The sequence below is a fragment of the Streptomyces sp. GbtcB6 genome (assembly GCF_019091475.1).
Classification (GTDB): domain Bacteria; phylum Actinomycetota; class Actinomycetes; order Streptomycetales; family Streptomycetaceae; genus Streptomyces; species Streptomyces hyaluromycini.
In genome coordinates this window covers 86243-99934 of sequence record NZ_JAGXJL010000007.1, presented here as the reverse complement: position 1 = coordinate 99934, position 13692 = coordinate 86243, and the positions used below count along the sequence as shown (strand labels likewise).

The window sequence follows — 13692 nt, the reverse complement described above, 5'->3', positions numbered from 1 at the left end:
CTTTCCCACCTCTTTCACTCCTCCGTGGGCTCCAGCAGCTGCCGGGCCTCCGCCCGCCGGGCCCGGACCGTCTCGTCGGCCGGGTCGGCGCCCTCGTAGGCGTCCAGCACCGCACGCGCGCGTGCCGCCGCGTCCGCCGGCCGGCTCAGGTCCGCCTCCAGCCAGCCCGCGGCCAGTTCGGCGCCGGTACGGCCGTGCAGCCCCTCCTCGCCCAGCGTGGCGAACACCGAGATCGCCGCCGTCATCTCCGCGAGCGCCGCCTCGAACGCCTCCTGGATCGCCGGGTCGTCGGCGTCCTCCGGCACCGAACGGGCCAGCAGGTCACCGAACTGCCGGTGGGTGTGCCCGAGTTCACCGCCGAGCCGCTCCGCCGCCGCCGGGTCCCCGACGGCCTCCAGCGCCGACTCGCACTCCCGGACCGCGTCCGCCATCAGCTTCCGCGCGCCCTCCGTCCCCGCCTCCGTCCGCAGCGCCAGCCACGCGCGGGCACGCAGCGAACGCACCAGGAAGTGCACATTGCCCATCGCCCGCCACAACTCGCCCGCCCGCGTGTACGCCCGGTCCGCCTCGGCGGGCAGCCCCGCGTTGCCCAGTGACTCGGCGGCCAGATGGGCCAGGGTGGCGTGGTCGTGCTGCTCGGGCCAGTGCCGGGCGATCTCGGCCGCCTGCAGCCGCCGTTCGGCCGCCGCATGGTGCTCGCCCAGCTCGCTCAGACAGTCCCCGAGCCACCACTGGGTCTGGACGACCGCGCCGTCGCCGTGCGTCTCGGCGCTCAGGTCCGCCAGCGCCGACTCCAGCACCTCGGCGGCCTCCGCGAACCGCCCCTGCCGCAGCAGGAAGCCGCCCAGCTGGTGCCGGGCCCACGCGCCCAGCGTGCCGCTCTCCCCGGCCTCGTCGGCCCAGTGCGCCGCCTCCAGAGCGTGCTCGGCGGCCTCCTCGGCCGCCCCGCGGCCGCCGACGACCTCCGCGAGCTGGAGATGCAGCTGTGCCCGCCCGACCGGCTCCACGTACGGCCCGCCGTGCTCCAGCGCCGCGCGCAGCGCCCGCTCCGCCTCGGCCGGGTCGCCCTGCTCATGGGCGAGCGCGGCCACCCGCACCTCGTACTCGACCGCGAACCACGGCAGCTCGGCGCCCACGAACTGCGCCGTCGCCTGCCGGAACAGCTCACCGGCCCGCTCCGCGTCCCCGGCGTGCTCGGCCAGTTCGGCGAGCATCGCCCGCCCCTCGGCCGCCCGGGAAACCAGCCGTACGTCGGACCCGCCGCGCCCGCCGACCAGCGCCAGCAGCTCCCGTACGGCCTGCTCGGCGTCCCCCGCGCCCGCGGACCGCTCGTGCACCCGGCGCATCAGGATCCGCGCCCGGCTCATCAGCACGGACGCCGTCTGCCGCACCCCGGTCGCGTCGTCCGCGTACAGCGCGAGGATCCGGTCGTACGGCTCGCCGATCCCGGCCAGCGCCTCGTCCAGCTCCCCGGACAACGCACGCACGTACGCGGCACGCGCGCGTGCCGCGATCGCCTCGCCCTCGTCACCCGCCTCCGCGTACAGCTCCGCCGCCCGCTCGAACAGCCCGACGCCCTCGGGGCCGCGCCCCATCGCCGTGTGGTCGGCGATCTCCGCGCGGACGTACGTGTCCACCTCGGTCTCCTCGGCGGCCTCCGCCACCGCCGCCCAGGCCTCCAGCGCGTGCGGCTGGAGCGTGTCCGACAGCCGCCGCGCCTCGGCCAGGAGCGCGGGCAGCGACGGCTGCTCCGGCGCGGGCGCCGGGGCGACCGGCACGACGGGGCCGGGGGGCGCCGTCCTGGCCGCCCGCACGCCCAGCGGCAGCCGGTCCGCCAGCGGCTGCTGCGCCATCCGCTCGCGCAGCTGGTCGCCGACGTAGGAGGTGCCGTTGCGGGCGTCGAACCGCGCGGCCAGCTCCAGGGCCTCCCCGCGCGCGTGCCCGGCGAGTTCCCCGGCGGTCCACGCCCGTCCGGCGGGCCCCGGCACCCGCTGCCCGCCGAGCCCCAGCCCGGTCAGCCGGTCCATCAGCAGCGCCACCACCGCCAGGAACTCCATCCGGCTGCGCGGCTGCCCGGTGTCCGTGAAGTAGGCGGGACGTTCCGCCAGCAGCTCGAGACCGCGCGCCTCGTTGCCGGTCAGCGCGCAGAACTCGACGTGGTCCGCGTAGGCGCCCCGCATGCTCTCCATCGGGCGGACGAGACGGAAACCGCGCAGATGGTGCGCGCGGGCCTCCTCGACGCGGCCGAGGCGCAGCAGCGGCACCAACGAGGAAGCCAGGACCGTGTGCGGCTCGTGGGCGCAGCTGTACTCGCCGTCCAGCACCGGCCCCCACACCTCCAGGGCCTCCGCGTGCCGGCCGTTCCTCAGATGCCAGCCGCCCTGCCCGTGCAGCTCGCACGCGTGACAGTCGGCCATCCGGTCCCGGTCCGCCGCCAGCCAGGCCGCGTACGCCCGCTCCGCGCGCGGGAGGTCACCGATGTGCCCGGCGACACTGAACTCGGCCCCGCGCACCGCCCGCTCGGTGTGCCCGGCCAGCCGGTAGCGGTGCTCCATCTCGCCCAGCCACTTCTCGATCGAGGCGAGCGGGACGTGCGGCTGGTCGAGCATGCCGGCCGTCATCCACTTGAAGACCCAGTGCAGCGAATGCGTCTCGTACTCGTCGAAGTCCTCGGGCCGCTCGTCCCACATCCGCAGCAGCCGCGCGAACGGGACGAACATCTTGTCCTTCTCGGAGCTGTAGTTGTAGACCTTCAGCTGGTGCCCGAGCGCCTCGATCACGGCGAGCGGGATGTTCAGCTTCTCGGCCTCCACCAGCAGCTGCTCCGCGCGCGCGTTGCGGGCGGGCCCCTCCGGCTCCTCGGAGTTCTCCGCCATCGCCCGGCGCAGCGAGTCGAAGTCAGCAATCTCCATCAGCGATCGCCTTCCCCATGAGTGGCCCACTCCAGGAGGCCGATGAACGAGCGGTTGAGCAGCGCCGAGTCGGCCGGCCGCAGCGGGCGCTGGGCCATCAGCAGTGCCTGACCGTAGAGCGATTCGGTCGCGGTGCCGATCAGCTCCGGGTCCTTGAGGGCGCTGATCCGCCGGATCAGCGGGTTGAGGTGGTTGAGCACCAGACGGGCGCGGGGCGCGCTGCCGCGCAGCGAGCCCAGGATGCCCGCCCACAGGTCGTCGGCCTGCTCCTCGGCCTCCGCACGGGCCTGTTCGTGACGGGCGGCACGGTCGTCGAGGTGGAGGGCGGGGACCGAGAGGGGGTGGAACGCTCTCAGTACAATGTCACATTGCAGCGGGTCCAGCTTCGCCCGCGCCACCCCCAGAAACCCCGCCACCGCCAGCTCCTCCGCCGGGTCCACGGCATCGAGATGCGCGGTCACGGTGTCCGCGTCCAGCTCCGCGACCACCGTCCCGGGCCGCACCGACGGCAGCGCCTCGACCAGCTCACTGTCGTACGTGTAACCGCCGTTGATCACCCCGACGCCCTGCGCGGAGGCGATCGGCGCGACCTGCCGGTACTCCTCGACCGTCCGCGTGAAGTGCACCACCGGGTGCCGCTGCGCGAACTCCTCCAGGGACAGCTGCCCGTCGGTGGTCTCGAAGGGGAGCCACGGCAGCATGGTCCGCAGCATCTCCTTGTCGTGCCGCGCCAGCGACTTCACACCGAGGTGATGCACGGACAGGAACGCGGCGAGGCGTTCCGGATCACCGGCCGCCAGCCCGGTCAGCCAGGACCGAATCCTTTCGCCGAGCGCCTCCCGTACGGCGGCCAGCGTCTCGTCCTCGTACAGCGACTCGCGCGAAGCGGTCGGCCGCAGACTGTCCGTGTCCAGGACACAGCGTACGAAGAACGCCCAGTCCGGCAGCAGCTGTTCGGCCCGCTCGGTGAGCAGCATGCCCTTGAGGTGCACCCGATGCGTGGCCCGCTGCGCCGGACTCACCGCCGACGGCAGCACGTACGCCACGCCCCGGATCCCGGCCAGCGGCACGTCCAGGGCGATCGAGTCCAACGGCGTGAACCCGAACAGCTCGTGGCAGTGCCGGGCGAGCGCCACCCGCCGGGTGCTGGGGGAGGGGTACGGCCGGTCCCAGGGCGCCGGCAGATCGGTGACCGCCTCGTCGCCCACCCGGACGTCGTACGGCAGCAGCGACCCGAAGTCCCGCGCCAGCGCGAGCACCCGCTGCTCGTCCAGCCACTCGGCGGCACCCGCCCGCGCCACCAGATGCACGGTGGTACCGGGCTCGGGCCGGGCCTCGGGCGCCAACGTCCGCACGGTGTACGACCCGTCGTCGCGGGCCGTCCACTCCACGGGCGGCGCGTCCGGCGTCCGGGCGCTGCGGCTGACCACCCGGATCCGCTCGGCGACCACGAAACAGGCCAGCAGCCCGATGCCGAACTGGCCCAGGAAGTCGGAGCGGGCCTCCTGCAGCCCGTCTCCGCGTTTGGAGCTGCGCCCGATGGTCGCGAGCAGGCTGTGCACGTCGGACTCGGTGAGCCCGACGCCGCTGTCCTCCACCCGAAGGGCGCTGCCGTCGGCGTACAGCCGCACCCGCGCCGGGGCGTCGGGCTGTTCGGCCCGTCTCGCGGTGATCGCGTCCACGGCGTTCTGCAGCAGCTCGCGCAGGTAGACCTTGGGGCTGGAGTACAGGTGATGGGAGAGCAGGTCCACCAAACCACGCAGGTCGACCTGGAACGTATGAGGTGACTGTGATGCCTGGGATGACTGTGAGGTCTGGGAGTCCATCGTCGCTGCGCCGGAGGGGGGAAGACGTGGTCGGCGCGGGGTCGGGCGGTCCCTGGTGGGGTGGTGACCGCGGAAGGATGGCCGGAGCGCGCCATCCTATGACTCAAAACGGCCGTCTGACCAGGGGTTTCCCGAGACATATACGGCATTGTCAGTGGTGTGGTGTGCAATGGATCTCGTGCCCGCACTGGAAGAACCACTGAAGAAAGTGCTCGGCCCAGCCACCGCCAAGGTGATGGCCGAGCATCTCGGCCTGCACACCGTCGGCGACCTCCTGCACCACTACCCCCGCAGATACGAGGAGCGCGGCCAGCTCACCCACCTCGCCGACCTGCCCATGGACGAACACGTGACGGTGGTCGCCATGGTCGCCGACGCCCGCCTGCACACGTTCGCCTCCTCCAAGGCGCCCCGCGGCAAGGGCCAGCGCCTGGAGGTCACGATCACCGACGGCAGCGGCCGGCTCCAACTGGTCTTCTTCGGCAACGGCGTGCACAAACCCCACAAGGAACTCCTGCCGGGCACCCGCGCGATGTTCGCCGGCAAGGTCTCGGTCTTCAACCGCCGCCTCCAACTGGCCCACCCGGCCTATGAATTGCTACGGGGTGACGACCCGGCCGAATCCGTGGAGACCTGGGCAGGCGCCCTGATCCCGCTCTACCCGGCCACCGCCAAACTGGAGTCCTGGAAGATCGGCAAGGCGGTCCAGACGGTCCTCCCCGGCGCCCAGGAGGCCCTTGACCCGCTCCCCCCGGCCCTCCGCGAAGGACGCGGTCTCCTCCCCCTCCCCGAAGCCCTCCTCAAGATCCACCGCCCGCACACCAAGGCGGACATCGCGGCGGCCCGCGACCGCCTCAAGTGGGACGAGGCCTTCGTCCTCCAGGTCGCCCTGGCCCGCCGCCGCCACGCGGACGCCCTGCTTCCCGCGGTGGCCCGCAGACCGACCCCCGACGGCCTCCTGACGGCCTTCGACGACCGCCTCCCGTTCACCCTCACGGACGGGCAGCAGAAGGTCTCGAAGGAGATCTTCGACGACCTGGCGACGGAACACCCGATGCACCGCCTCCTCCAGGGGGAGGTGGGTTCGGGGAAGGCGCAGCCTCTGGACTCCCTGGTGCTGACACCCGTCGGATTCCGTCGGATGGGGGACTTGAGCGTGGGGGACGAGGTCATCGTGCCCCACGGTGAGATCGCGCTCATCGACGGGGTCTTCCCGCAAGGAGAACGCGATGTCTGGCGATTGGTCCTTTCCGACGGAAGTTCCGTGGAATGCGACGACGAACATCTCTGGATCGTCGGAACCAGTTGCGGATGGCACCGGGGCCAGGCACCCAAGGTCATGACCACTCGAGAAATCCGCCTTGACACGTTCAAGGCAAACGGGTCCTCGAAGTGGTACGTCCCGGCGGCGGTACCTGTCGATCTCGGATACGACACGGGCCTGCCCCTGGATCCTTACCTGCTGGGCCTTCTCCTCGGGGACGGTTCCTTCCGGCACAACCTGCGTCTTTCGACGATGGACGACGAGATTCGCGATGCTGTGGCCGCCGCGGTGACACCGGAATGCCGATTGGTGCCCGTGAAGGGCTCCCGCTGTGACTACACGATCCAGCTCTCGCAGCGCGCCGGTGGACTGCGCAATCCGGTGATCCAAATTCTGCGGGACTTGAACCTGTGGGGCGAGACGTCACACGGAAAATTCGTTCCCGACGACTTCAAGAACACCTCGATCAAGAACCGACTCGCGTTGCTGCAAGGACTGCTGGACACCGATGGCACCGTCCAGGCCGATGGCATGAGCGTCTCGCTCTGTTCTGCCTCGCGCAGGCTCGCGGACGATGTTGCCTGGCTTGTGCGATCGCTGGGCGGCCGCGCACGCGTACTGTCGAAGCGGGCCGCGTTCAACGTCTCGGTGGCACTGCCTGACGAATACCCCCCGTTCCGCCTGTCCCGCAAGGCTGCCCGAATCCGGCCCCGGCCGAAATACAACACCTTCCGACGCGGAATCCGCGCGGTTGAGTACGTCGGGCGAAAGCCGGTCCAGTGCATCAGCGTCGCTCACCCGAGCCATGCGTACGTAACCGACCATTTCACAGTCACCCACAACACCATGGTGGCCCTGCGCGCGATGCTCACGGTGGTCGACGCGGGCGGGCAGGCCGCCATGCTCGCCCCCACCGAGGTGCTGGCCCAGCAGCACCACCGCTCGATCACCGAGATGATGGGCGAGCTGGCCGAGGGCGGCATGCTCGGCGGCGCGGACCACGCCACCAAGGTCGTCCTCCTCACCGGCTCGATGGGCACGGCGGCCCGCCGCCAGGCGATGCTGGACCTGGTCACGGGCGAGGCGGGGATCGTGATCGGCACGCACGCGCTGATCGAGGACAAGGTCCAGTTCCACGACCTCGGCCTGGTGGTCGTGGACGAACAGCACCGCTTCGGCGTGGAGCAGCGCGACGCCCTCCGAGGCAAGGGCAAGCAACCACCCCACCTCCTCGTCATGACCGCGACCCCCATCCCCCGCACGGTCGCGATGACCGTCTTCGGCGACCTGGAGACCTCGGTCCTGGACCAGCTCCCGGCCGGCCGCTCCCCGATCGCCACCCACGTCGTCCCCGCCGCCGACAAGCCCCACTTCCTGGCCCGAGCCTGGGAACGGGTCAGAGAGGAAGTCGGGAACGGCCACCAGGCCTACGTCGTCTGCCCCCGCATCGGCGACGAGGAGGAGGACCCGAAGAAGGCGAAGAAGTCCGCCGAGGACGAGGCGGAGAAGCGTCCGCCCCTGGCCGTCCTGGACGTGGCCGACCACCTCGCCAAGGGCCCCCTGAACGGCCTCCGGGTCGAGGTCCTCCACGGCCGTATGCACCCCGACGACAAGGACGCGGTGATGCGCCGCTTCGCCGCGGGCGACACGGACGTCCTGGTGGCCACGACGGTCATCGAGGTCGGTGTGAACGTCCCGAACGCCACCGCCATGGTGATCATGGACGCCGACCGCTTCGGCGTCTCCCAACTCCACCAGCTGCGCGGCCGGGTGGGCCGAGGCTCGGCCGCCGGTCTCTGCCTCCTGGTCACGGAGATGCCGGAGGCGAGCGCGGCCCGCCAGCGCCTCACGGCGGTGGCCTCCACCCTGGACGGCTTCGAGCTCTCCCGCATCGACCTCGAACAGCGCAGAGAGGGCGACGTCCTGGGCCAGGCCCAGTCGGGCGCCCGCTCCAGCCTCCGCGTCCTGGCGGTGATCGAGGACGAGGAGATCATCGCGGAGGCGAGAGAGGAGGCGACGGCGCTGGTCGCCCGAGACCCCGAGCTGACCGACCTCCCGGGCCTGCGAACGGCCCTGGACGCCCTCTTGGACGAGGAGAGAGAGCAGTACTTGGAGAAGGGCTGAGCTTGACGCGCCCCGAAAGGGGCGCGGGGAACTGCGCGAGCGGCCACAGCGGACCCGCAGCCGCCGTCGCACACCAGGCACCCACCCCGGTAGGCCTGCCAAACTGAACCCGTAAAGCCGCCCCCGAAGAAGGACCCCCCATGACCCGCGTGATCGCCGGCCAGGCAGGCGGACGGCGCCTTTCGGTGCCGCCCGGCACAGGAACCCGGCCCACTTCGGACCGCGCACGCGAAGGCCTCTTCTCCACCTGGCAGTCCCTCCTCGGCGGCCCCCTGGACGGCGAACGCGTCCTCGACCTGTACGCCGGTTCAGGAGCCGTCGGCCTCGAAGCCCTCTCCAGGGGCGCGGGCCACGCCCTCCTCGTCGAGGCCGATGCGAGAGCCGCCCGCGTCGTACGGGAGAACGTGAAGAACCTCGGCCTTCCCGGTGCCGAGGTCAGGGCGGGCAAAGCGGAACAGATCATCAGGACACCGCCCCCGGCGCAGCCGTACGACCTGGTGTTCCTCGACCCTCCGTACGCCGTCACGGACGACGATCTTCGGGAGATTCTCCTCACACTCCGCTCGGAGGGCTGGCTCGCGCCCGATGCCCTCGTCACCGTGGAGCGCAGCACCAGAGGCGGCGTTTTCCACTGGCCGGCCGGCTTCGAGGCCCTCCGGTCCCGTCGCTACGGCGAGGGAACGTTTTGGTACGGTCGCGCCGCCTCTACGTGCGAAGACGCACGATGACCGGACCGGAGAGCGAGGGATCACAAGTGCGCCGCGCCGTCTGTCCCGGGTCGTTCGACCCGATCACCAACGGACACCTCGACATCATTGCCCGTGCGTCCCGTCTCTACGACGAGGTCTACGTCGCGGTGATGATCAACAAGTCCAAGAAGGGCCTGTTCGAGATCGACGAGCGGATCGACCTGATCCGCACGGTCACCGCGGACTACGCGAACGTCCGGGTCGAGGCCTTCCACGGCCTCCTCGTCGACTTCTGCAAGCAGCGTGACATCCCGGCCATCGTCAAGGGCCTGCGGGCCGTCAGCGACTTCGACTACGAGCTGCAGATGGCCCAGATGAACAACGGTCTGTCGGGTGTCGAGACGCTTTTCGTGCCGACCAATCCGACCTACAGTTTCCTCTCCTCCTCGTTGGTCAAGGAGGTGGCCCAGTGGGGCGGCGACATCGCCCATCTGGTTCCGCCGGCCGTTCTGGAGGCCCTCAACGAGCGTCTCGGTAAGGACTGATGGGGCTACAGTCGTCCCGTCCGTCTCCAACCCAGCTGTAGAGAGTGGCGAGCACAGGTGGACGTGCAGAAGAAGCTCGACGAGATCGTGACCTCGGTCACCGGCGCCCGGTCCATGCCCATGTCGGCGTCGTGCGTGGTCAACCGCGCCGAGCTGCTCGCGATGCTCGAAGAGCTGCGCCTGGCGCTGCCCGGCTCGCTCGCTCAGGCCGAGGAGCTGATCGGCGGCCGGGACCAGATGGTCGAGCAGGCCCGCATGGAAGCGGAGCGGATCATCGAGACCGCGCATGCCGAGCGCGGCTCGCTGATCTCCGACACCGAGGTGGCCCGCCGCTCCCAGGCCGAGGCCGACCGGATCCTCGCCGAGGCCCGCCAGGAGGCCGAGGAGGTCCGCGCCGACGCCGACGACTACGTGGACTCCAAGCTCGCGAACTTCGAGGTCGTCCTCACCAAGACCCTCGGCTCGGTCGGCCGTGGCCGCGAGAAGCTGCTCGGCACCGGCCCGGGCCTGGACGAGCAGGGCTACGAGGACGAGGACGCCCCCGAGCGCAGCCACGACCCGGAGACCCTGCGCCGGGACGCCGACGCCTACGTCGACGTCAAGCTCGGTGCCTTCGAGGCGGTCCTCGCCAAGACCCTGGAGGCGGTGGGCAAGGGCCGCGCCAAGCTGCACGGCCGGATCGCCTCCGACGCCCTCGGCGCCCTCGCCGACGACGACACGACCTTCCAGCACTCCAGCGACGCCGACTACCTCGCCGACCTCGCGGCCCTCGCCGACCAGGACGCCCAGGCGGCGCAGGCGCAAGCGCAGGCGGCCCAGGTCGAGCAGCCGCAGCAGCAGCCGCAGTACGACCAGCAGCCCGTGGCGCAGGATCCGTACGGCTACCCCCAGCAGCAGCCCGTCTACGCCCAGCAGGACGCGTACGGCTACCAGCAGGACCCCTACGGCTACCAGCAGGCCGATCCGTACGCCGCCGCCTACCAGGGCTACGACACCGGCCAGCAGCCCGTCTACGACCCCCAGCAGCAGCCGGCGGCCCAGCACCAGCCGCACCAGTCGTACGCCCTCGACGAGACCAGTCTCTTCGACACCGGCATGATCACGCCGGAGCAGCTGCGGGCGTACGAACAGGGCCGGGGCCTGTAGAAACCCGGCGGAAGGCAGCCGGGAGGCAGGCGGATTGGGCCGACAGCGAAAGGTCCAGTATCCTGGCTCTTCGGTCGCGTCTACGTCCGCGATCCACGCTGCCCGGAGGCATCTCAGGACAGCGTCCCTCTGAGCTCGAAGATCGAAAGCAGGAATGGCTCCTCACGCGCGCCTCGACCACCGCAACCCGTTCGTGTTCGACACACACGAGCTGGGGCGGCGTCCAGGTGCCCTGCAGCGCCTGACCCGCACGATCGACGCTCCCCAGGACTTCGGTATCAAAGGGGTCATCGGAGTGCCGGAAGGCGCCCCGGTGGAGCTCGAACTCCGGCTCGAGTCGGTCATGGAAGGTGTGCTCGTCACAGGCACCGCCCGTGCACAGGCCGAGGGGGAGTGCGTAAGGTGTCTGGAGCCGGTCGAGCAGGAGCTCGAAGCGGACTTCCAGGAACTGTTCTCGTACCCTGACGCCGACGACCGGGGCCGCGTGATCGCGGAACCGGGCGACGACGCCGAGGACGACGAGGACAGGTACTTCATCGAGGACGGCCTGTTCGACCTCGAGCCAGTGCTGCGTGATGCGGTGGTGCTCGCACTGCCGATGCAGCCGGTGTGCCAGGACGACTGCCTGGGCCTGTGCTCCGAGTGCGGAGTGCGGCTCACGGACGACCCGGACCACCACCATGACGCCGTCGACATCCGTTGGGCGGCTTTGCAGGGACTCGCCGGTTCCACGAAGGACGGCGAGAAGGACGAGATGTCCGGCGCTGACGCGGAAGCGGGCGTCGACGAGAAGCAGGAGAAGTAGCCGTGGCTGTTCCGAAGCGGAAGATGTCGCGCAGCAACACGCGCCACCGCCGGTCGCAGTGGAAGGCTGCGGTCCCCACCCTGGTTGCGTGCGAGCGCTGCCACGAGCCCAAGCTGCAGCACATCGCGTGCCCGTCTTGCGGCACCTACAACAAGCGCCAGGTCCTCGAAGTCTGAGCGGCCAGGTGAGAGGCACTGTGTCCAGTCCCAAGAAGGGCGAAGAGCCCAAGGCGGACCCAACCGCCAAGAAGAAGGCGGACAGCACGGCCTCGTCCCACACGCTTCTGGAAGGGCGGCTCGGCTACAAGCTCGAGTCCGCCCTTCTGGTGCGTGCGCTGACCCACCGTTCCTTCGCATACGAGAACGGCGGCCTGCCGACGAACGAGCGGCTGGAGTTCCTCGGTGACTCCGTCCTCGGCCTCGTCGTCACGGACACGCTGTACAACACCCACCCCGACCTGCCCGAGGGCCAGCTGGCCAAGCTCCGGGCCGCGGTGGTGAACTCGCGTGCGCTCGCGGAGGTGGGCCGGGGTCTCGACCTGGGCTCCTTCATCCGGCTCGGCCGCGGTGAAGAGGGCACGGGCGGCCGGGACAAGGCGTCCATCCTCGCCGACACCCTGGAAGCGGTGATCGGCGCGGTCTATCTCGACCAGGGCCTCGATTCGGCGTCCGAGCTGGTGCACCGGCTCTTCGACCCGCTGATCGAGAAGTCCTCGAACCTCGGAGCCGGCCTGGACTGGAAGACCAGTCTCCAGGAGCTCACCGCGACGGAGGGCCTCGGCGTGCCCGAGTACCTGGTCACGGAGACCGGCCCCGACCACGAGAAGACCTTCACTGCTGCCGCCCGCGTCGGAGGCGTCTCGTACGGCACCGGCACCGGCCGCAGCAAGAAGGAGGCGGAGCAGCAGGCCGCCGAGTCCGCCTGGCGCGCCATCCGCGCCGCTGCGGACGAACGCGCCAAGGCCAAGGCAGCCGAACAGGCAGCCCAGGCCGAAGCCGAGGAGGACGACGGCCCGCCGTCGTCCGCCGCCTCCGCCTGACGAACAGCGCAGCCCGAGCGCCCGCCACCTTTCCATGGAGGCGGGCGCTCGGATCGTCCACGGTCCTTCCCGGGAGTCCCGATGCCTGAATTGCCCGAGGTCGAGGTCGTACGACGCGGCCTGGAGCGGTGGGTCGCCCATCGCGTCGTGGCCGAGGCCGAAGTCCTGCACCCGCGTGCCGTACGACGGCACCTCGCCGGCGCCGACGACTTCACGCACCGGCTCAAGGGCCACCGCATCGGCACCCCGAGCCGGCGCGGCAAGTACCTGTGGCTGCCGCTGGAGGACACCGGCCAGTCGATCCTCGCCCACCTCGGCATGAGCGGCCAGCTGCTGGTGCAGCCGCACGGGGCACCGGACGAGAAGCACCTCAGAATCCGCGTCGGATTCGCCGACACGCTGACATCAGCCGCTGCCGCGGCGGGCGCCACCGAACTGCGCTTCGTCGACCAACGCACCTTCGGCGGACTGTCGTTGCACGACAACACCCCCGACGGACTGCCGGACGCCATCGCGCACATCGCCCGTGACCCCCTCGACCCGCTGTTCGACGACGAGGCCTTCCACCAGGCGCTGCGCCGGAAGCGGTCCACCATCAAGAGGGCGCTGCTCGACCAGTCGCTGATCAGCGGAGTCGGCAACATCTACGCGGACGAGGCCCTCTGGCGCGCCCGCATCCACTACGAGCGGCCGACCGCCGGCTTCACCCGCCCGCGCACCGCCGAACTCCTCGGCCATGTACGGGACGTGATGAACGCGGCCCTGGCCGTCGGCGGCACCAGCTTCGACAGCCTGTACGTCAACGTCAACGGCGAGTCGGGGTACTTCGACCGCTCGCTGGACGCCTACGGCAGGGAAGGGCTGCCCTGCCGGCGGTGCGGTACGCCGATGCGCAGGCGGCCCTGGATGAACCGGTCCAGCTACTTCTGCCCGAAGTGTCAGCGGGCGCCGCGCGAGTCGTCGTAACGCTCGCGGGCGGCCAGCACCTCGTCCATCCGGCTCTCCACGAAGTGGACGACGGCCAGCAGGCGGTCGGCGACCTCGCGGCCGAGCGGGGTGAGTTCGTAGTCGACGCGCGGCGGGTTGGTCGGCTGCGCCTCGCGGTGCACCAGGCCGTCGCGCTCCAGGGCCTGGAGCGTCTGGGAGAGCATCTTCTCGCTGACGCCGTCCACGCGCCGGCGCAGCTCGTTGAACCGGAACGAGCCGTCGTGCAGCGCGCTCAGCGTGAGCCCGCCCCAGCGGCCCATCACGTGCTCAAGGGTGGTGCGCGAGGGACAGGCCCGAACGAAGACGTCGTACGGAGGCTGCGGCTCCGCGACGCTGTCCTGGGTGATGGTCATGT

General features: G+C 70.8%; 11 protein-coding genes. 8 read left to right on the top strand and 3 right to left on the bottom strand.

Features of this window, described 5'->3' with window-relative positions; genetic code table 11:
• Positions 1-14: 14 nt before the first annotated feature.
• Both KVT45_RS14275 and KVT45_RS14270 read right to left on the bottom strand, forming a co-directional pair.
• A complete protein-coding gene (locus KVT45_RS14275) occupies positions 15-2915 on the bottom strand; it encodes a tetratricopeptide repeat protein (protein WP_217547772.1) in 2901 nt (966 codons plus the stop codon).
• Positions 2912-4738, bottom strand: a complete 1827-nt coding sequence (locus tag KVT45_RS14270; protein ID WP_217547491.1) for an HSP90 family protein — start codon at positions 4736-4738, stop codon at positions 2912-2914. The genes KVT45_RS14275 and KVT45_RS14270 overlap by 4 nt, the downstream gene beginning before the upstream one ends.
• Before the next feature lie 169 nt (positions 4739-4907).
• Between KVT45_RS14270 and KVT45_RS14265 the strand changes: the two genes are divergently transcribed.
• From KVT45_RS14265 to mutM, 8 genes are all read left to right on the top strand, one after another.
• Positions 4908-8126, top strand: coding sequence for a helicase-related protein (locus KVT45_RS14265; RefSeq protein ID WP_217547490.1), 3219 nt, complete (start codon positions 4908-4910; stop codon positions 8124-8126).
• 140 nt (positions 8127-8266) lie between these two features.
• Complete coding sequence (rsmD, locus tag KVT45_RS14260) at positions 8267-8854, top strand: 16S rRNA (guanine(966)-N(2))-methyltransferase RsmD (protein WP_217547488.1); 588 nt, start codon at positions 8267-8269, stop codon at positions 8852-8854.
• Between the two features lie 26 nt (positions 8855-8880).
• Positions 8881-9360 carry a pantetheine-phosphate adenylyltransferase gene (gene coaD, locus KVT45_RS14255; protein ID WP_217547487.1) on the top strand — a complete coding sequence of 160 codons (480 nt, stop codon included), beginning with the start codon at positions 8881-8883 and terminating at the stop codon, positions 9358-9360.
• A 57-nt stretch (positions 9361-9417) separates the two neighbouring features.
• Positions 9418-10506, top strand: a complete 1089-nt coding sequence (locus tag KVT45_RS14250; protein ID WP_217547485.1) for an ATP synthase F0 subunit B — start codon at positions 9418-9420, stop codon at positions 10504-10506.
• Between the two features lie 154 nt (positions 10507-10660).
• Complete coding sequence (locus tag KVT45_RS14245; protein ID WP_217547484.1) at positions 10661-11311, top strand: DUF177 domain-containing protein; 651 nt, start codon at positions 10661-10663, stop codon at positions 11309-11311.
• Between the two features lie 2 nt (positions 11312-11313).
• On the top strand, positions 11314-11487 hold the full coding sequence (rpmF, locus tag KVT45_RS14240; protein WP_007493396.1) for a 50S ribosomal protein L32: 174 nt from the start codon (positions 11314-11316) through the stop codon (positions 11485-11487).
• Positions 11488-11495: 8 nt separating this feature from the next.
• Positions 11496-12350, top strand: a complete 855-nt coding sequence (gene rnc, locus KVT45_RS14235) for a ribonuclease III (RefSeq protein WP_217547482.1) — start codon at positions 11496-11498, stop codon at positions 12348-12350.
• A gap of 81 nt (positions 12351-12431) precedes the next feature.
• Positions 12432-13316 carry a bifunctional DNA-formamidopyrimidine glycosylase/DNA-(apurinic or apyrimidinic site) lyase gene (mutM, locus tag KVT45_RS14230; RefSeq protein ID WP_217547480.1) on the top strand — a complete coding sequence of 295 codons (885 nt, stop codon included), beginning with the start codon at positions 12432-12434 and terminating at the stop codon, positions 13314-13316.
• On the opposite strand, the gene KVT45_RS14225 is transcribed toward mutM, so the two are convergent.
• Positions 13289-13690, bottom strand: coding sequence for a helix-turn-helix domain-containing protein (locus KVT45_RS14225; protein ID WP_217547478.1), 402 nt, complete (start codon positions 13688-13690; stop codon positions 13289-13291). The two genes, mutM and KVT45_RS14225, sit on opposite strands and share 28 nt — an antisense overlap.
• Positions 13691-13692 lie beyond the last annotated feature (2 nt).

Bases quoted from the DNA above. Each gene is read 5' to 3' on its own strand.
- rsmD (WP_217547488.1), top strand. From the start codon at position 8,267: ATGACCCGCGTGATCGCCGGCCAGGCAGGCGGACGGCGCCTTTCGGTG.
- KVT45_RS14225 (WP_217547478.1), bottom strand. From the start codon at position 13,690: ATGACCATCACCCAGGACAGCGTCGCGGAGCCGCAGCCTCCGTACGAC.
- KVT45_RS14265 (WP_217547490.1), top strand. From the start codon at position 4,908: ATGGATCTCGTGCCCGCACTGGAAGAACCACTGAAGAAAGTGCTCGGC.
- KVT45_RS14245 (WP_217547484.1), top strand. From the start codon at position 10,661: ATGGCTCCTCACGCGCGCCTCGACCACCGCAACCCGTTCGTGTTCGAC.
- mutM (WP_217547480.1), top strand. From the start codon at position 12,432: ATGCCTGAATTGCCCGAGGTCGAGGTCGTACGACGCGGCCTGGAGCGG.
- KVT45_RS14270 (WP_217547491.1), bottom strand. From the start codon at position 4,738: ATGGACTCCCAGACCTCACAGTCATCCCAGGCATCACAGTCACCTCAT.